The organism is Halomonas sp. SIMBA_159 (assembly GCF_046536035.1).
In the GTDB taxonomy this organism is placed as follows: Bacteria; Pseudomonadota; Gammaproteobacteria; order Pseudomonadales; family Halomonadaceae; genus Vreelandella; species Vreelandella venusta_A.
Map to the genome: position 1 here is coordinate 50,511 of NZ_JAWJBT010000011.1, position 17,471 is coordinate 67,981.

The 17,471-nt window shown below is 57.5% G+C and carries 15 protein-coding genes; 11 read left to right on the plus strand and 4 right to left on the minus strand.

The genetic code is table 11. The features are described from left to right. Positions 1-108 precede the first annotated feature (108 nt). The 5 genes from R0J87_RS08695 to R0J87_RS08715 are packed head-to-tail and all read left to right on the plus strand — an operon-like array spanning position 109 to position 4,760. Positions 109-468, plus strand: a complete 360-nt coding sequence (locus R0J87_RS08695) for a flagellar protein FlhE (protein WP_404464765.1) — start codon at positions 109-111, stop codon at positions 466-468. 26 nt (positions 469-494) lie between these two features. Then, positions 495-1,196, plus strand: a complete 702-nt coding sequence (locus R0J87_RS08700) for an RNA polymerase sigma factor FliA (RefSeq protein ID WP_404344482.1) — start codon at positions 495-497, stop codon at positions 1,194-1,196. Between the two features lie 39 nt (positions 1,197-1,235). Beyond that, on the plus strand, positions 1,236-2,051 hold the full coding sequence (locus tag R0J87_RS08705; RefSeq protein WP_311065930.1) for a motility protein A: 816 nt from the start codon (positions 1,236-1,238) through the stop codon (positions 2,049-2,051). Between the two features lie 4 nt (positions 2,052-2,055). Next, the gene (locus R0J87_RS08710) at positions 2,056-2,727 is read left to right on the plus strand and encodes an OmpA/MotB family protein (protein ID WP_498885610.1); all 672 of its coding nucleotides are present in this window, start codon (positions 2,056-2,058) and stop codon (positions 2,725-2,727) included. Between the two features lie 23 nt (positions 2,728-2,750). Next, positions 2,751-4,760 (plus strand): sensor domain-containing diguanylate cyclase, encoded by a 2,010-nt coding sequence (locus R0J87_RS08715; RefSeq protein ID WP_498885612.1) that lies wholly within the window; start codon positions 2,751-2,753, stop codon positions 4,758-4,760. Here R0J87_RS08715 and R0J87_RS08720 read toward each other — a convergent pair. Then, positions 4,757-5,335 (minus strand): hypothetical protein, encoded by a 579-nt coding sequence (locus R0J87_RS08720; RefSeq protein WP_498885614.1) that lies wholly within the window; start codon positions 5,333-5,335, stop codon positions 4,757-4,759. The genes R0J87_RS08715 and R0J87_RS08720 overlap by 4 nt on opposite strands. A 205-nt stretch (positions 5,336-5,540) precedes the next feature. On the opposite strand from R0J87_RS08720, the gene R0J87_RS08725 reads away from it, so the two are divergent. Beyond that, positions 5,541-7,652, plus strand: coding sequence for an adenosylcobalamin-dependent ribonucleoside-diphosphate reductase (locus tag R0J87_RS08725; protein ID WP_498885616.1), 2,112 nt, complete (start codon positions 5,541-5,543; stop codon positions 7,650-7,652). Between the two features lie 49 nt (positions 7,653-7,701). Then, positions 7,702-8,463: a ribonucleoside-diphosphate reductase gene (locus R0J87_RS08730; RefSeq protein ID WP_498885618.1), complete on the plus strand. Its 762-nt coding sequence runs from the start codon at positions 7,702-7,704 to the stop codon at positions 8,461-8,463. A gap of 9 nt (positions 8,464-8,472) precedes the next feature. Here R0J87_RS08730 and R0J87_RS08735 read toward each other — a convergent pair whose 3' ends face one another. Next, entirely contained in the window at positions 8,473-9,210 is a 738-nt protein-coding gene (locus R0J87_RS08735) for a Crp/Fnr family transcriptional regulator (RefSeq protein ID WP_404344488.1), read from the minus strand. Between the two features lie 124 nt (positions 9,211-9,334). Further along, positions 9,335-12,184, minus strand: coding sequence for an excinuclease ABC subunit UvrA (uvrA, locus tag R0J87_RS08740; RefSeq protein ID WP_498885692.1), 2,850 nt, complete (start codon positions 12,182-12,184; stop codon positions 9,335-9,337). A 171-nt stretch (positions 12,185-12,355) separates the two neighbouring features. Here uvrA and R0J87_RS08745 point away from each other — a divergent pair, with 171 nt between their 5' ends. The 4 genes from R0J87_RS08745 to R0J87_RS08760 all read left to right on the plus strand — a co-directional run bounded on the left by R0J87_RS08745 (position 12,356) and on the right by R0J87_RS08760 (position 16,164). Then, entirely contained in the window at positions 12,356-13,735 is a 1,380-nt protein-coding gene (locus tag R0J87_RS08745) for an MFS transporter (protein ID WP_498885621.1), read from the plus strand. A 97-nt stretch (positions 13,736-13,832) separates the two neighbouring features. After that, positions 13,833-14,450, plus strand: a complete 618-nt coding sequence (gene ssb / locus R0J87_RS08750) for a single-stranded DNA-binding protein (protein ID WP_404344490.1) — start codon at positions 13,833-13,835, stop codon at positions 14,448-14,450. Between the two features lie 89 nt (positions 14,451-14,539). Further along, positions 14,540-15,433 (plus strand): sugar nucleotide-binding protein, encoded by an 894-nt coding sequence (locus R0J87_RS08755; protein WP_498885623.1) that lies wholly within the window; start codon positions 14,540-14,542, stop codon positions 15,431-15,433. Further along, entirely contained in the window at positions 15,430-16,164 is a 735-nt protein-coding gene (locus R0J87_RS08760; protein WP_498885625.1) for a lysophospholipid acyltransferase family protein, read from the plus strand. The genes R0J87_RS08755 and R0J87_RS08760 overlap by 4 nt, the downstream gene beginning before the upstream one ends. A gap of 86 nt (positions 16,165-16,250) precedes the next feature. Here R0J87_RS08760 and fabB read toward each other — a convergent pair whose 3' ends face one another. Further along, positions 16,251-17,468, minus strand: a complete 1,218-nt coding sequence (gene fabB, locus R0J87_RS08765; protein ID WP_404344493.1) for a beta-ketoacyl-ACP synthase I — start codon at positions 17,466-17,468, stop codon at positions 16,251-16,253. Positions 17,469-17,471 lie beyond the last annotated feature (3 nt).

The window sequence follows — 17,471 nt, forward strand, 5'->3', positions numbered from 1 at the left end:
CATAGGTACCAACGTATGATGCCGTTTGCCTTACAGACGTTGATAAAAATCGTAAAGTTGCTGACAGTAAAAAGGGCGGCTCGCGTCACTTTCGCGCTGAGTATTGCCATGACAGCGCTTGGCGTACAGGCGGCTCCAGGCAGTTGGAGTAGCCAAGTACCAGGAGTCATGGTGGCAATGAGTGACCGTACCAGCAACAGCCAGGCGATCTCGCCACCCGCCGGCGTTGCGCTTAATCATGCGACGCTATCGCGAATTCAATGGCGTTTTGAGTCACCGCCCAGCACCCCCGTCAACGCATGGCTGTGTCATCCTGAGCGCTGTGTGGCACTGTCGGGGATGCGTGGAAGTACCACGGCCCTGGAAGGAATGTTGGCGAACGCGCCGCTGCACTTTCGGTTTGCGCTGTCGCCTGGCCAACGCCCGGTGCGCGTACAGGGGTTACAGGTGATAGTGAACTATCAGTAAAGGTCGTTTAGCCGCGAGGCACGAGGATGTATACAGCACAAGGCAGGATCAAACAGAGTGAGCTGTTAACGCAATACATGCCACTGGTGAGACGTCAGGCCTTAACGCTGCAGGTAAGGTTGCCCGCGAGTATTGAACTTGATGATCTGATCCAGGCAGGAATGGTGGGGCTGCTGGAAGCGCTTGGCCGCTTTGATGCCGCTCAGGGCGCAACGTTTGCCACCTTTGCGAGTCAGCGGATTCGTGGCGCCATGATGGATGAGCTGCGTACCCGTGACTGGTTACCCCGCAGCGTGCGTCGCTCCGCACGGGCGGTGGATGATGCGGTACGGCGTTTGGAGCAACGATTCGGGCGCCCGCCAGAAGAGGGCGAGGTAGCACGTGAGTTGGAAATGCCGCTGAATGAGTATCAGCAGTTGCTTAACGATACCAACAGCGGCCAGCTGTTGCCGTTTGAAGAGCTGGTGGCTGATGGTGGTGAGCCCGCTGGAGAAGACGCGGGTAATCGCCTCTTTGACCAGCTACTGGATGCCCAGCAGCGGCAAACGTTGATCGAAGCCATTGAGGCACTGCCCGAGCGTGAAAAGTTGCTCATGGCCTTGTATTACCAAGAAGAGATGAACTTAAAAGAAGTAGGTGCTGTGTTAGGCGTCACCGAGTCACGGGTATCTCAACTGCACAGCCAGGCCGTTAGCCGTCTGCGTGCCCGTTTGCATGAACACGATTAATCCGTTGATTAACTATCCACAACCGGCAAGGAGCCGTTGATGAACCCATCTACGCTGATCGGTATCTTCGCCAGCATGTTGCTGCTGGTAAGCGTGCTGTTCTTTACCGCTGAGTCGCCCGAAAGCTTTATTAATTTACCCGGGCTCGCCATCGTCATCACGGGCACCCTCGCGGCGACATTTATCAGCTATCCGCTTAAAGAAGTGCTGCGCGTTGTACGTTTGGTGGGGTTGGTGTTTCGCCGCGAAAACACCTACGTACGTGACGACATCAACGAGCTGGTCTCCATGTCTCGGCTGTGGTTCAAAGGCGATGTACGTGCGGTCGAGCGCGAGCTTGAGCATACCCGCAATCCGTTTTTGCGCACCGGTATCCAATTGGTGATCGCCAACACCAAAGAGGATGAAATTTTTGACATGCTGCGCTGGCGCATTGCGCGACTGAAAGCCCGCGAGCATGCGGAAGCACAGATTTTTCGCACCATGGCAACCTATGCGCCGGCCTTTGGCATGATTGGCACGCTTGTGGGGCTCGTCAACATGTTGGAAGTGATGGATGCAGGCGACCTGCAGGTGATCGGGCCGCGAATGGCGGTGGCGCTCTTGACCACGTTCTACGGCATTTTGCTGGCTAATCTGGTCTTTAAGCCGATTGCGGTCAAGCTGGAGCGGCGTACCGAAGAGCGACTGATTACCATGAACATGGTGCTCGAAGGCATCTCACTAATTACCAAGCGCCGTCTGCCCTCGTTTATTGAAGAGACGCTGAACTCCTTTGTGGCCAACTATCACGATGAAATTCGCGATGACCGCGTGAAGCCGCGGCCTGATGTTGGCTCTGCACTAAAAGGGTAGCGCCATGCTGGATCGGGATTCACGTCATGCCCTCGAGCTGCCCGCTGCCGCCATCGAGAGCGATGAAAGCTGGTTAACCAGCTACTTGGATGTCCTCACACTGCTGATTACGCTGTTTGTGCTGCTGTTAGCGCTGACCCCCTCAGGCGATGGTGAAGGCCGTGCCAGCGACGCGATGGGAGTGGCCAGCGCGGCAACCTCATTGCCACTGGCCAGCTTAGCGACCGGTATTCACCCCCGTCACGATGGCTTGCAGCCGCACATGGCGAGGCTGGATATCCCCGGTGTCAGCGTCTCCCAGGGGCAAGAGGGCGTGACGCTGCGCATCGATGATAGCCTTTTGTTTCCCAGCGGGAACGATGTGCTAACGCCCCAGGGGCAAGTTGTGTTAGAACGACTCTCCTCAGTACTAGAGACCTTTGATGGCCAAATTTCCGTTGAAGGCCATACCGATAATATGCCCATTGCGACGGCACGGTTTCCATCGAACTGGGAACTCTCGGTAGGGCGTGCCATTGCGGTCGTGCGCCAATTAGAGCGGCAAGGCATTGCCATTTCACGTATGCGGGCGGTTGGCTATGCCGACACCCAACCCATGGAAAGTAACGCTACCTCGGAAGGGCGAGCAGCCAACCGGCGCGTTGAACTGTTGCTACGGCAGCAGGTCGAGGGGTAAAGACATATCTCGAGGCTACCTTCGTGTCGAAGCACCACTCGCTACTTCAATCGTTTGGCGCCGTTATGGCGCTCGATGCCGAGAGTAGGCATATTCAAGCGGCCAGTCCCCATCTGACCAAACTGCTGGGCATGGCGGATACCGATGGCCACTCGCTCACGCCGGGCAGTGTGTTGGGCAAGCGCTTAATCCAGCGGTTACGTCATGAGCTGCAAGGTCAGCAGCGGCTAGCCAGCCCGCTGGCCTTTAGTCTTCCCCACACGCTGACACGTTTTCAGCTACACGCGTACCGCAATGAGCGTCATGTCATCGTTGAGATTGAGCCGCTCAATCCGCTGGGTAAGCGACGCTTGCTGGGGACGGTCAACGAGCGGCTCATGCGCTTAGCAGAAGCGACCCATCAAGAAGAGCTGCTGGACTATCTGGTAACGGCAGTTCAGGCGCTGACGGGGCACGACCGTGTTTCGGTGTGTCATTTTGATAGTGATTGGCACGGCTTAATTGTGGCAGAAGCGCAAGGTGGGCACCTGCCAGCGCTGTTAGGCCAGCGTTTTCCCGCTAGCGATTTCCCCGTCACCCTGCGGCGCGCCTATGAGCGCCATCCCGTACGGCTGATTTATGACGTGAATGCGCCTGCTGAAAAACCGCTGATGTACAGGCCGGGGGTGGAGGTCGACCTACGTCACTGCTTTTTACGTGCCCCAGCACCGGCACGGCAGCGTTATCTGCAGCGGCTAGGTGTGCGCGGTGCGTTTAGTATTGCCATGCAGGGGGATACCGGGCTTTGGGGGCTGCTATTTTGCCACTCTGCCTCGCCTCATCCGGTCGCGCCGCCTGTGCGTGATGCGGTACGCACGCTAGTACAGATGGCGACTCAGCGGCTGTTGCTACTGCGGGCACGGCAGGAAGCGCGCTACTTGCAGCGGGTGCAAGATAGCTTGGTGCTCTCTGCCAATGCACGTACCGAGCCGCAAAGCCCCGCCCATCTTCTGAACGAGCAAGCCGAGACGTGGTGCGCGCTTTTTCGTGCCCACGGCGTAGCGCTGTGGCTGCAGGGCAGCGTCTCTGCCAGTGGCAACACGCCCACTTCCCCCGTTGTTTGCCAATTTGTAAAACGGCTTGAAAAAGCCCATCGGCATAGTGGCCCGTGGTGTACCCGTGGTGTGGCCAGCGACCCCCTCACGGCATCGCTGAGTATGCCAGATCAGTGCGGTATTCTGGCCGTACCGCTGCCGATGAACCCTGCCCAGCGTGGCTGGCTGATGTTCTTTCGTCCTGAACAGGTAGAAACCCTGTACTGGGCGATGCAGCCCACGTCTGCTCCGCTGCCTTCTGTTATGGTGTCGCCGTCTGCCGCTTGGTGCGAAGAGGTGGTCGGCAAAAGCGAAGCGTGGCAGCGGGTCGAACGGCTCGCGGTGATGGACCTGGGGGAGGATCTGACCCTGGCCATTTCAGCCTACGAAATCAGCACGCTTAATATGCATCTGGAGCGGGAGCGCAAGGCTCTTGCGGATGCTAACCAGCGCCTAGAGCAGCTGGCGCACTTTGATCCACTGACCCAAGTATGGAACCGCTACCGCATTGAGCAGGCGATTGATGCGGAGTTAGTCGCTGCTAAGCGCTATGGCGCTGCCTTTGCGCTGCTGCTGTTTGATGTGGATCACTTCAAACAGATTAACGATACCCACGGGCATAGCGTGGGCGATGACGTGCTGGTATCGCTGGCCCGCTTAGTCGAGACATCGCTGCGTGGCTGCGACCACCTGGGCCGCTGGGGCGGCGAGGAGTTCGTGGTATTGGCAACGCACTCTGATATGGAAGCCGCTGTAGGGCTTGCGGAGCGCTTACGTAGCCTGGTGGCGACCCTGCATGTGAACGGCCTTGATCAGCCGATCACGGTGAGTATCGGGGTCGCTATCTGGCAACCAGGTGACAGCTGCAAGACGCTAATGGCTCGTGCGGACGTTGCCATGTACCGGGCCAAGCGTAGCGGGCGAAACCGGGTAGAAATTGCCGCAGAGGGTGTCCTTTAAGGCGTGCTGGCCGCCTCGGCGGCCGTGCCGCTGCACAGTGCTTGCATGCGTGTAATGGCGTCGCCAGCCCCCTCCAAGCTGAAGGTCATGTACCACGGCTCCTGCTCGTTTTGATCAAAGCCAAGAAAGAGCTGTTCCCCCGACTGCATCTCCTCGATCAGCTGTTCCATATCGCTTAAGTAGAAATGCGCGTAGAAGCCATCATCACCTCGCTCAGTAATGAACTCTGCCATGGTGTCGATAATCGGCTGTTCATCAATTCGCAGCCGAGTAGGCACCAGATTCACCGCACGGCTCTCGCCCTGCTGCTGCTCAAGCGTGACGCGCATTTCCAACCACGGTAAATCACATACTCCCTGAGTGGCGTTCAAGCTCAGCGTGGCGTCAGAGTAGCTGTGGGTCTCCACTGCGCGAAAGTGGCGTTCGTCGCCAAGGCTGAGCGCCATCGACTGCCAGTGCTCATGGGTATCGGTGGACGTCACATTAAAGGACGCTGCTTGCGTCAGTCCCGGGCTAGCAAGCAGCAGGGCGGTAACGGCAAAGGGGGCGAACGGGCGTGGGCTAGTGCGGCTCATAGGTCGTATCGTCATCGAAAACCCTAAGCCTATAGCGTGTTGGGAATAAGCAAAAGGGTAAGATGCTGATTTTCCTATATCTAGTGTTTTTACTTTCAAAAAGCAGCCCATGTAGTAGAAAGTCGGGGCTATACTCCCTTGCGATGCGCCGTATAATCGGCCCGTTTTCAAGCGCTACTGATCCCTAGTGAAGGAGTTGTTTGTCATGAACACCGCAGCCAAGGCGATAAAAACATCCGATGAGGTCCCTATGCAGGCACCGTCCAGGGATATCTGGGATGCAAAATACCGCTTAAAAGATCGCCATGGCCAACCGGTGGATCACGATATTGGGGCGACCTTTGAGCGCGTCGCCCGTGCCTTAGCCGCCGTGGAGGGTACAAAAGCCGATGAATGGCTGCCTAAGTTTCGCTGGGCGCTGGAAAATGGTGCTATCCCCGCTGGGCGGATTTTGTCCAATGCCGGTGCTGATGCCTATAAGCCAGCCGTCAGCCTGATTAACTGCACCGTTTCGCGCACTATCCGCGACTCCATGCGCGATATCCTCGACTCTGTGGTCGATGCGGGTATGACGCTGAAGTCGGGTGCCGGGATTGGCTACGACTTCTCGACCCTGCGCCATAAAGGTGCCTTTGTATTTGGCGCAGGAGCAGGCACCAATGGCCCGCTGGCGTTTATGGATATCTACGACAAGATGTGTTTTACCGTGGCGTCTGCCGGAGGCCGTCGCGGTGCTCAAATGGGCACCTTCGATGTGGGCCATCCTGATGTGCGGGAGTTCATCCAAGCCAAGCGCGAAGCCGGGCGGCTGCGTCAGTTCAACCTGAGCCTACTCATCACCGACGAGTTTATGGAGGCGGTGAAAAACAATACCGATTGGCCGCTGGCCTTCCCACTGCATCCTGGTGAGAAAGAGGATGTGAGCGCCGAGGATGTGATTTACCGCGACTGGCCGGTGGTAGAAGAGGGCTACACGGTGGACGTCGAAGGGCGCGTGGCCTGTCGGATTGTCGAGGTGATTAAGGCCCGTGAGCTGTGGGATACGATCATGGCCTCTACCTACGACTACGCCGAGCCGGGCTTTATTCTGATTGACCAGGTTAATCGCATGAACAACAACTGGTTCTGCGAGGATATCCGCGCCACTAACCCCTGCGGCGAGCAGCCGCTGCCGCCGGAAGGCGCGTGCCTGTTAGGGTCTATCAACCTGACGAAGTTTGTGATCGAGCCGTTTAGCGCCGAGCCGCGCTTCGACTGGGAGCGCTACCGCAAAGTTGTAGCAATTTTCACCCGCATGCTCGACAACGTGGTGGAAATTGCGGGCCTGCCGCTCCCCCAGCAGCAGCGTGAAATTGAAGCCAAACGCCGCCACGGCATGGGCTTTTTGGGGCTGGGTTCGACGCTCACCATGCTGAAAATTCCTTACGGCTCCCAGGCGTCGCTGACGTTCACTGAAGAAGTCAGTCGTCATTTGGCCCTGGAAGGGTGGAAGCAGGCGTTGGAGCTTTCAAAAGAGAAGGGGATGGCGCCTGTGCTTGAAGAGGAGCACACCATTACGCCCAAAATGATGCGTGAGCGCCCTCAGCTCGCCAGCGACGGCTATGAAGTGGGCGACAAAGTGCCGGGCCGCATTCTTCACGCCCGCTACAGCCAATACATGGCGAAAGTGGCTGAGCTTGAGCCGGAGCTGGTGGCACAGCTTGCTGAACACGGCGCACGCTTTACCCACCACAGTTCGATTGCACCCACGGGTACCATATCGCTTTCCATGGGTAATAACGCCTCCAATGGCATTGAACCGTCATTCTCACATCGCTACTTCCGCAATATCATCCAATCGGGCAAGAAAACTAAAGAGCAGGTGGAGGTGGTGTCGTTTGAACTCGCCGCTTATCGCCACTTTATCGCGGCGAATGCGGTAGAAAGCGACCTGCCGGATTACTTTATTACCGCTGACTCTGTGGCTCCTGAGCAACACGTAGCGGTGCAGGCGGCAGCTCAGCAATGGGTGGACTCCGCGATCTCTAAAACGGTGAACGTGCCGACCGATTTCCCGTTCGAGCAGTTCCAAGACCTCTACTTGCAGGCATACGAGAGCCGTTTAAAAGGCTGCACTACCTTCCGTTTCAATCCAGAGGCCTTCCAGGGCGTGCTGGTGCGTGAGGATGACCTGAAAAACACCACCTACGTCTTTGAGCTTGAAAACGGTGAAACCCTTGAGCTAACCGGTGATGAAAAGGTGCTTTACGACGGTGAAGAGCACAATGCCGCCAACCTGTTTGATGCCTTGAAAGAGGGCACCTACGGCAAGTGGTAAACCCAAGCGCTGGCTTGATGAACTGTCTAAAGACCTGGGAGAGAACGTTATGGCGGTAGAAATTACCTCGAAAATTGTCGGTTACCGGATCAAACAGCAAGGGCAGCCAGCCCCTGCTCTAGAGCTTCAGGAAGAGGACCCGCTGACGGTACGCATACCGTCGCGCCCGGAAGGCACTCTGGAGGCGGTGTCGGAAAAAATTTCCTATGTCGGGGCTGAAGGGCGCAAAAAAGTCTACCTGCTGGTCTCGTTTATGCCCGTGGAAGGTGTCATTGGCGGCCAGCGAGTGGTGATTGAGCGCCCGGTGGAGTTTTTCTTCCCCTCCGGCCAGCTCTCCAGCGAGCACCAGTGGATTACCGCCACTATGCGCAGCCTGTCGTTGGCGGCACGCGGTGGCTATGTCACTCAGGCCGTGGCCGATTTACGTAAGGTAGCGTGGGATAAAGGCTTAGTACGTTGCGGCATGAATCGCTGGAATAAGCCCATGTTTCACGATTCTGAAGTGGCGGCGATTGCTTGGTCGATCCAGCAGATTCTTTATCGTCGTGGTTTTTTAGACCAGGAGGGTAACCAAGTGCCGGTGGAAACGCTGGTTGCTCGCTATGCGCATCGTATGCAGCATGGTCATGCTTGGCAGCCGGAGGAGCCTCCAGTGGCTGAAGACGCTGCCAACACGGCATCTGCCGCGTTGGGTGAAACAAGCAGTGGCCCCGCCACGGTAGGCACTTGCCCAGAGTGCCGGGGGGATTTGATCATGATGGATGGCTGCCCGACCTGTTATGCCGGGTGCGGCTGGTCAAAATGTGGCTAGGGGCGAGCATCAGTCGTTGAGTAGCGGCCTGACGTTATCGGTCAGGTAGCAGTCGTCAAATTCCCCTTCCGTGGCCAGCGCCTCAAGGTCTGGGATAGAGAGATGGTGGCGGTCACGGAAGACTAATCCATCTTCGCTGAGCGCGCTAAAGGTGCGGCTCACATGCACAGGGCTTAGGCCTAAGATATCCGCCAGTTGCTCTTGGGAAAGCGGCAGGCGGAACTGCCCGCTAATGTCGTCGTTGGTTTGGCGCAGGCGTAGGTACATTTCATGGAGAAAGTGCGCCATTTTTTGCCGGGCGCTGCGCCGTGCCAAATTGACCAAGCGCTCGGTGAGCAGTGCCTGCTGGCGGCTGCCGATCGCAAACATGACCGATGTGAGCGGCAGCGACTGGCGAAATAGCTCCAGCATGCGCTTATGGGGAAAGTGACAGACTACCCCATCGGTAATCATGCGCACATTTTCAAGTCGCTGAGAAAAAGCAAACTCCCTTAGGCCAATGATATCGCCAGGAAGAAACACTTCTAGAATCTGCCGGTCACCGTTTTCAAGGTGGCGGTAGGAGTAAGCCCAGCCGCTGCGCAGCGTGCAAAACTCGTTGGCGGGCGAGCCCATCTCCCATAGGAGCGAGCCTGATTTAATCTCGGTGGGGCTCTCCTCTAGCGAGCTGAGCAGCTGTTTTTCATCGTCCGTCAGCGTGCAGTAGTGGCTAAAGTGGCGAATAATGCAGCTCTTGTCCTGTTCCACAGCGTCCTTCTCCTCAACGGTATTCACCATTGTTAAACGTCACTGCTACCTACTATAAGCAGGGATGCCGGGCCTCGCTTACTCTTTTCATGTTCCCGGCACTGGCGTGCCGGGAAACCAGGGGTTAAGCCTTAGAGGTCGCGCGGTTACCCCGCTCAAGGAGGGGAGCCAGAAAGCGTCCGGTATGTGAAACGCTCTGCTTAGCGATCTGCTCTGGCGTGCCTTCAGCAATAATTTGCCCGCCGCCAGAGCCCCCTTCTGGTCCAAGATCAATGAGCCAGTCGGCTGTTTTGATGACATCCAGGTTGTGCTCAATCACCACGATGGTATTGCCGTGGTCGCGCAGGCGGTGGAGCACTGTCAGCAGCTGGCGAATATCCTCAAAGTGCAAGCCGGTGGTAGGCTCGTCGAGAATATACAGCGTTTTGCCGGTATCGCGTTTGGCAAGCTCACGGGCCAGTTTTACCCGCTGAGCTTCACCACCCGACAGCGTCGTGGCGCTTTGCCCCAGGCGAATATAAGACAGCCCTACATCCATCAGCGTTTGCAGGCGGCGGGCAATGGCCGGCACCGGGCTAAAGAACGCCAGCGCGTCTTCCACGGTCATTTCCAGCACTTCGTGGATAGTCTTGCCTTTATAGTGAATATCTAATGTTTCACGATTGTAGCGTTTGCCCTTACACACATCGCAAGGTACGTAGATATCCGGCAGAAAGTGCATCTCTACCTTGATCATACCCTCGCCCTGACACGCCTCACAGCGGCCGCCTTTCACGTTAAAGCTGAAACGGCCCGGCTTATAGCCCCGTGAGCGCGCTTCTTGGGTGCCCGCAAACAGCTCACGGATCGGGGTGAAAATGCCGGTATAAGTGGCCGGATTGGAGCGCGGCGTACGGCCAATGGGGCTCTGGTCGATATCAATCACTTTATCGAGCTGATCAAGGCCCTCTACCTTTTCATAGGGTGCCGGGGTGAGCGTGGTAGCACGGTTCAGCTCACGGGCGGCAATCGGCATCAGCGTGCCGTTAATCAGCGTCGATTTACCCGAGCCAGATACGCCGGTGACGGCAATAAACAGCCCCAGCGGTAGGCTAAGTGTAACGTTCTGCAGGTTGTTGCCTGTCGCACCGCGCACCACCAGCTGCTTTTCCGGATTGCCGGGAATGCGGTAGGGCGGTACGGCAATTTCTCGGGTGCCGGAAAGGTACTGGCCGGTGAGCGAGTTGGGGTTATCCATCACTTGCTGGGGCGTGCCCTGAGCGACGATTTCACCGCCATGAACCCCCGCGCCGGGGCCGATATCCAGCACGTGGTCCGCGGCGCGAATCGCGTCTTCGTCGTGCTCCACTACAATCACGGTGTTGCCCAGGTCGCGCAGGCGCTCCAGGGTTTTCAACAAGCGGTCGTTGTCCCGCTGGTGCAAGCCGATGGAGGGCTCGTCCAAGATGTACATCACCCCCACCAACCCGGCGCCAATTTGGCTGGCGAGACGAATACGCTGCGCCTCACCGCCGGATAGCGTATCGGCGCTGCGCTCTAGGTTCAGGTAGTCTAGGCCCACGTTGACCAAGAACTCCAGGCGGGCATGGATCTCATTGACGATCTTGTCGGCAATTTCACCTTTACGGCCCGGCAGTGCCAGCTCTGCAAAGTAGCGCTGTGCTTCGCCTATCGGAAGGCGGACCATATCGGCAATGTTACGGTCATCCACATAAACATGGCGTGACTCTTTACGCAGCCGTGAGCCGCTGCACGTGGTGCAAGGCTGAACCGCAATATATTTGGCGAGATCGTCGCGCACCATATTGGATTCGGTTTCCCGGTAGCGGCGCTGCATATTGGGCAGCACGCCTTCAAAGGCGTGCTCCCGGGTGACTTTGCGACCGCGATCGCCTACGTAAACAAACGGAATTTGCTCGTTGCCGCTGCCGTTGAGGATGATCTCGCGCTCGTGGCGAGCCAGCTCAAGCCAGGGTGTCTCCAGCTCAAATCGATAGTGCTTGGCAAGCGCCTGCAGCTGGGTGAAGTAGTAAATGTTGCGCCGATCCCAGCCTTTAATGACGCCTTCCGCGAGGGATAGTTCTGGGTGGCTAATCAGCTTGTCGGGATCGAAGTATTGCTGAACACCGAGGCCATCGCAGGTAGGGCAGGCGCCTGCAGGGTTGTTAAAAGAGAACATGCGTGGCTCAAGCTCCGAGAGCGAGTAGCCGCATACTGGGCAGGCAAAGCGCGATGAAAAGGCGAGGTCTTCCTGCTCACCCTCCATAAAGTGAATCATGGCGGTGCCGTCGGCCAGATTCAGCGCGGTCTCAAACGACTCTGCCAGCCGCTGGGCAATATCGTCACGCACTTTGAAGCGGTCCACTACCACGCTGATATCGTGCTTCTTACGCTTATCCAGCGGTGCAATATCGTCTAACTCAAGCACTTGACCATCAATCAGTACTCGCACAAAGCCTTGGGCGCGCAGCTCGCTCAGCAGCTGTAAATGCTCCCCTTTACGGCCTTTTACCACCGGGGCCAGCAGCATCAGCTTAGTGCCCTCGGCAAGGTTCATCACCTGATCGACCATCTGCGAAATAGTCTGCGCTTCCAGGTCTTCGCCGTGTTCCGGGCAGCGGGGCGTGCCTGCGCGGGCAAACAGCAGGCGCAGGTAGTCATAAATCTCGGTAATCGTGCCCACCGTTGAGCGCGGGTTGTGAGAGGTGGACTTCTGCTCGATGGAGATAGCGGGAGAGAGCCCTTCGATGTGATCCACATCGGGCTTCTCCATCATGGATAGGAACTGGCGCGCATAGGTAGAGAGCGACTCCACATAGCGGCGTTGCCCCTCGGCGTAGAGCGTGTCAAACGCCAGCGATGACTTGCCGGAGCCAGACAGCCCGGTAATTACAATCAGCTTGTCACGGGGCAGTTCCACATCGATCTGCTTGAGGTTGTGGGTGCGGGCACCCCTGACCAGAATGCTGTCCATCAACACCTCGAATCGCGCGGTAAAAGAGGGATTATACGTTTGCACTCCCGCTCCCGGCAAAACTGTCTCAGCTTTCCACGCTGCGCTTGGCGTTTCCAGCGTGGTGACAAAGCGCTAGAATGGGCGGTTATCTCAGGCCGTTCCGGCCCATCCACCATACACAAGGGCATTATGCGCAAGGTTTCTGCACTGCTGCTGGCCGCTGAACGCCGTGCAATCAGCGGCTTGGCCGGCCTTTATGCGTCTCGTATGCTGGGGCTGTTCATGGTTCTGCCGGTGCTCGCGCTTTACGCTGACACCTTGGCAGGGGCTACACCGCTATTAATAGGGGTGGCGTTAGGAGTGTATGGCTTAACCCAAGCGATGCTGCAGATTCCGTTCGGCCTGCTGTCTGATCGCATTGGGCGTAAGCGTGTGATTGCGATGGGGCTGCTGATTTTTGCCGCAGGGAGTGTGGTGGCGGCCATGGCAGACACCATTGGTGGGGTTATTTTTGGACGCGCCCTCCAGGGCGGCGGTGCGGTAGCGGCGGCCATCATGGCACTGCTGGCGGACCAAACCCGCGAGCAAGTACGTACGGCTGCCATGGCGACCATTGGTCTGTCGATTGGCGTCTCGTTTGCGATTGCGATGGTGCTGGGCCCTTGGCTGGCGGCCTGGGCGGGGCTTTCTGGCGTGTTCTGGTTTACGGCGCTGTTGACCTTGGTGGGGCTGCTTGTACTGTGGCGCTGGGTGCCGCCTGCGCCGCGTCGGTTACGGCACCGAGATGTCGGGCTTGATCGGCAGCAGTTTAAAAGTGTCATTACGCGGCCCGATTTATGGCGGCTTGATCTGTCGATCTTTGCGCTACACCTCGTGTTAATGGCTATTTTTGTCGCCATTCCTTTCCGTTTGCTCAATGCAGGCGTGGCGGTGGAGTACCATGGCTTGGCTTACCTGGGCATTATGGCGCTCTCCTTTGTGGCCATGGTGCCGCTGGTGATCGTTGCCGAGAAGCGACAGCGTATGAAGCTCATGTGCCTGCTGGCGATTGGCGCGATTGCGCTCAGCCTTGCCAGCCTCGGGCTGCCTCTTTCTCAGGGCCACTGGCTGTTTGTATGGCTATTTGTGTTCTTTACCGGATTTAATTTGCTGGAGGCGACGCTGCCTTCCATGCTCAGTAAGCTGGCCCCGGCGGGTGCTAAAGGCACCGCCATGGGGGTGTACTCAACCAGCCAGTTTTTAGGCGCGTTTTTGGGCGGCACCCTGGGCGGCTTGTTAGCCAATTTCTGGGGGCTAAACGCCGTATTTATAGGCTGCGCCGTGCTGGCGCTGGGGTGGTGGATGGCCATGTGGCGCATGCGGTCTCCACCACCGCTCTCCAGTGAAGTGATGGCGCTGCACGATACCCAGCCTGATGCGATGAATTTACTCATGGAGCATCTGGCCGACGTCGTAGGCGTGGAAGATGTAATGGTCGTGCCCGAAGAGCGCTTGGTTTACTTGAAAGTCAACCGCGAGGCACTGGACCAAGCGGCGCTAGCGAGATTGATGTCGCCGCCACGAACTTAAGACTGACCGCTGACTAGTCTTTAACAGACTTCTATGCTGTTAAAGAGAGTGAGTGAACCGCTAATCTATACGATGAATGATGACGAGGAGCGACCTTATGGCGCGCGGTATTAACAAAGTTATTTTGATTGGCAACCTAGGCCAAGATCCAGAAGTACGCTTTACTCCCTCCGGTACCGCCGTGGCTAACCTGAATCTGGCCACCTCTGACACCTGGATGGATCGTCAAAGCGGCCAGCGCCAGGAGCGCACGGAATGGCACCGCATTGTGCTGTTCAATAAAACCGCAGAAATTGCTCAGCAGTATCTGAAGAAAGGCTCCAAAGTCTATATTGAAGGCCGCCTGCAGACCCGTAAGTGGCAGGATCAGAATGGCCAAGATCGTTACAGCACTGAAATTGTCGCCAATGATATGCAGATGCTGGACGGTCGCAGTGGAGACTTCCAGGGTGGCGGTGCACCTCAAGGTGGCTATGCCCAGCAGCCGCCGGCCCAGCAAGCGCCTGCACAGCAAAACTACGGCCAAGGCGCGCCCCAGCAAGGTGGCGGCGGCTACCCGCCCCAAGGTGGCGCGCCTCAGCGCGGAGCTCAGCCTGCCCAGCAACAGCCGCCGGCTCCTCAGCATCAGCAGCCTGCACCCAATCACCAAAATAGCAGTTACGGTGCGCCGGATCCGGGCAATTTCGACGATTTCGACGACGAGATCCCGTTCTGATCGGTACCTTTTCAAGCGTGTTTCACACATGTTTATCGCGGCCTAGCACCGTCGCCGCCACGTTTTTGGGTTGAGGGAGAGGGTCTGACTTGAAGCTGCTGATACTGGATGCCGGGCACTGCTTAAGCTTAGCACTCGCCCGGGAGGCGAGCCGGCGCACGGATACCGAACTCGTCATTGAGCAAGGCCTTGCTGTTTCGCCGAGCCAGTTGCAGGCGATAGCGCCCGATGCGGTGATTATTCCACCGCTGGCACACCCGCTCAGCATGACGCCCGCCGAGGTGAAAGCCCATGCGGATGCGGTTGATCGCTGTGTGGATGCTTGCCAAACCCAAGGTGTGGCGTTGGTGTGGTGCGTGTCTGATCAGCTCTACGAAGAGGGGTTTGATATCCCCATCGATGAGCATGTGGTGCCAGCGCCCCGCGATGAATGCTTGCGCCGTCTGGTGCAAACCGGTGACCGCATTCGCGCCGAATATCATCGCCACCTGATTGTCCGCTTAGGCCCGCTGTTTGCGCTGGAAGGCAGCCATGCTTGGTTAAGTGAGATGATCGATAGCTTTGTCGCAGGCCAGGCCGTACGCGCCGCAGAAGACGTGGTGTTTTGCCCCACCTCTGCAGACTCGGTGGCGATGGCGCTGATTGGCATGCTGCAGCAGCAGGTGTGCGGAGCAGATGCCTGGGGAGCGTACCATCTGGCGGGCACCGAGCCGGTTAGCGCGTTCACCTTTACCTCTATGGTGCGTACGCAGCTGGCAACACACCTGGAAGGGCGCGGCGAAAAGATCACCCTGGGCGACGTTCACGCTTTGAATCATCACCATGATGCGAAGTTGCGCCGGGTATTAAACTGCCGTCGGGTGTTGGACATTTTTGGCGTTCACCAAAAACCATGGCGGCTAGAAGTGGGGCGTATGCTGGATGCGTGGTGTTTAACTCGTGAACAGCAGCGTGTAGATGCTGGGACAGGAGAGTCAGTTTGATCAATGTGGTTCGCAGCCTGCTGTTTTACATGGGTTATTTTTTCGCCATGCTGCTTATTGGCGTCCTGTTTTTGCCCATCGCTCCGTTTCTGCCGTTGGCAGCACGCTATCGACTGTTAAACCTCTATAACTATTTTCTCATGGTGTGGTTTCGCATTGCCTGTGGCGTGCGCTACGACATTCAAGGCCGAGAGAATATCCCCGACGGCCCCTGTGTGATTCAGGCAAACCATCAGTGTGAATGGGAAACCGTGTTTTTGCAGGTAATGAAGCCGCCGGTTTGCACTGTGCTAAAGCAAGAGCTGCTGCGGATTCCGATCTTCGGCTGGGGGTTGCGCCTGCTTCGCCCGATAAGCCTAGACCGTTCTAAGCCCGCACGGGCAATGAAGCAGGTACTCACTCAAGGCGTTGAGCGTTTAGGCACTGGGCTATCGGTGCTTATCTTCCCTGAAGGTACCCGCGTCGATCCTGGCGTACGTAAGCGCTACAACAAAAGCGGTAGCGTGGTGGCGTGCCGAGCCGGTGTGCCCGTACTACCGGTGGCACATAACGCAGGCGAGCGCTGGCCGGGGCGGCATTGGGTCAAGCGTCCTGGGGTGCTGCGGGTGCGTATCGGGGCGCCTATCGAAACAGTAGGACGCATGCCCGATGAGGTGTTAGCAGATGTAGAGGCCTGGATAGAGTGGCAGCTGCAGGAGATTTCAGACGTTCCAAGGCCGACCTCTCGCTAATCGGCTATATGTCTGACGCTATACAAGAACGGCGCCGAAAGGCGCCGTTCTTATGTGCTGCTTGTCTATACTCGCTATGGATTGACTCAGCCGTTGTAGCGCTGGAAAACCAAACAGGCGTTGGTGCCGCCAAAGCCAAAGCTATTAGACAGTACGCGATCAAGGGTGACGTCATCACGACGCTGGCTCACGATATCAAAGCCATCAGCCTGCTCATCCAAGTGCTCAATGTTGGCAGACGCCGCTACAAAGTTGTGCTGCATCATCAACAGAGAGTAAATGGCTTCCTGTACGCCCGTTGCGCCCAGGGAGTGGCCGGTCAATGACTTAGTCGAGCTCATAGCGGGCGTTGAGTTACCAAACACGCCACGAATGGCCTTTAGCTCAGCCACATCGCCAACGGGGGTGGAGGTGCCGTGGGTGTTGATATAGTCGATATCGCCCTGCACCGTGGCCATGGCTTGTTGCATACAGCGCATGGCGCCTTCGCCGGACGGAGCGACCATATCGTGACCGTCTGACGTGGCCCCATAGCCGACTAGCTCGCCGTAAATTTTCGCGCCGCGGGCTTTGGCATGCTCCAGCTCTTCAAGTACCAGCATGCCGCCGCCGCCAGCGATGACAAAACCGTCGCGTGCCTGGTCGTAGGGGCGAGAAGCTTTGTCAGGCGTGTCGTTGTAGTGGGTCGAGAGCGCGCCCATGGCGTCGAACAAGCACGACAGTGTCCAGTGCTCCTCTTCGCCACCGCCTGCAAACACCACATCTTGCTTGCCTAGCTGTATTTGCTCCATGGCGCTGCCAATGCAGTGAGCAGAGGTCGCGCAGGCAGAAGAGATAGAGTAGTTAACGCCTTTAATTTTAAACGGCGTTGCTAAGCAGGCGGATACCGTGCTGCCCATGGTGCGGGTAACGCGGTAGGGGCCTACACGGCGCAGACCTTTTTCACGCATCAGATCAGCAGCCTCGACTTGGTTGGCACTAGAGGCGCCCCCCGAGCCTGCAATCAGCCCCGTACGTACGTTAGAGACTTGCTCTTCCGTTAGGCCTGCGTCTTCAATGGCCTGAGCCATCGAGACATAGGCGTAGGCCGCTGCGTCGCCCATGAAGCGGCGCAGTTTGCGGTCGATCAGCGCATCGAGATCGATATCAACGCTACCCGCCACATGGCTACGGAAGCCGCGCTCGGCGTACTCTTCCTTAAAACGAATACCGCTACGCCCGCTTTTGAGCGCGTCTAGGACCTGTTGCTGGTCGTTGCCTAAACAGGACACGATGCCAAGGCCGGTGACTACCACTCGTCGCATGGG

Excerpts from the sequence above, each read along its gene's own strand:
- R0J87_RS08720 (WP_498885614.1), bottom strand. The coding sequence starts at position 5,335 with ATGAGCCGCACTAGCCCACGCCCGTTCGCCCCCTTTGCCGTTACCGCC.
- R0J87_RS08705 (WP_311065930.1), top strand. The coding sequence starts at position 1,236 with ATGAACCCATCTACGCTGATCGGTATCTTCGCCAGCATGTTGCTGCTG.
- uvrA (WP_498885692.1), bottom strand. The coding sequence starts at position 12,184 with ATGGACAGCATTCTGGTCAGGGGTGCCCGCACCCACAACCTCAAGCAG.
- fabB (WP_404344493.1), bottom strand. The coding sequence starts at position 17,468 with ATGCGACGAGTGGTAGTCACCGGCCTTGGCATCGTGTCCTGTTTAGGC.
- R0J87_RS08730 (WP_498885618.1), top strand. The coding sequence starts at position 7,702 with ATGGCGGTAGAAATTACCTCGAAAATTGTCGGTTACCGGATCAAACAG.
- R0J87_RS08725 (WP_498885616.1), top strand. The coding sequence starts at position 5,541 with ATGAACACCGCAGCCAAGGCGATAAAAACATCCGATGAGGTCCCTATG.
- ssb (WP_404344490.1), top strand. The coding sequence starts at position 13,833 with ATGGCGCGCGGTATTAACAAAGTTATTTTGATTGGCAACCTAGGCCAA.
- R0J87_RS08710 (WP_498885610.1), top strand. The coding sequence starts at position 2,056 with ATGCTGGATCGGGATTCACGTCATGCCCTCGAGCTGCCCGCTGCCGCC.
- R0J87_RS08745 (WP_498885621.1), top strand. The coding sequence starts at position 12,356 with ATGCGCAAGGTTTCTGCACTGCTGCTGGCCGCTGAACGCCGTGCAATC.
- R0J87_RS08700 (WP_404344482.1), top strand. The coding sequence starts at position 495 with ATGTATACAGCACAAGGCAGGATCAAACAGAGTGAGCTGTTAACGCAA.
- R0J87_RS08695 (WP_404464765.1), top strand. The coding sequence starts at position 109 with ATGACAGCGCTTGGCGTACAGGCGGCTCCAGGCAGTTGGAGTAGCCAA.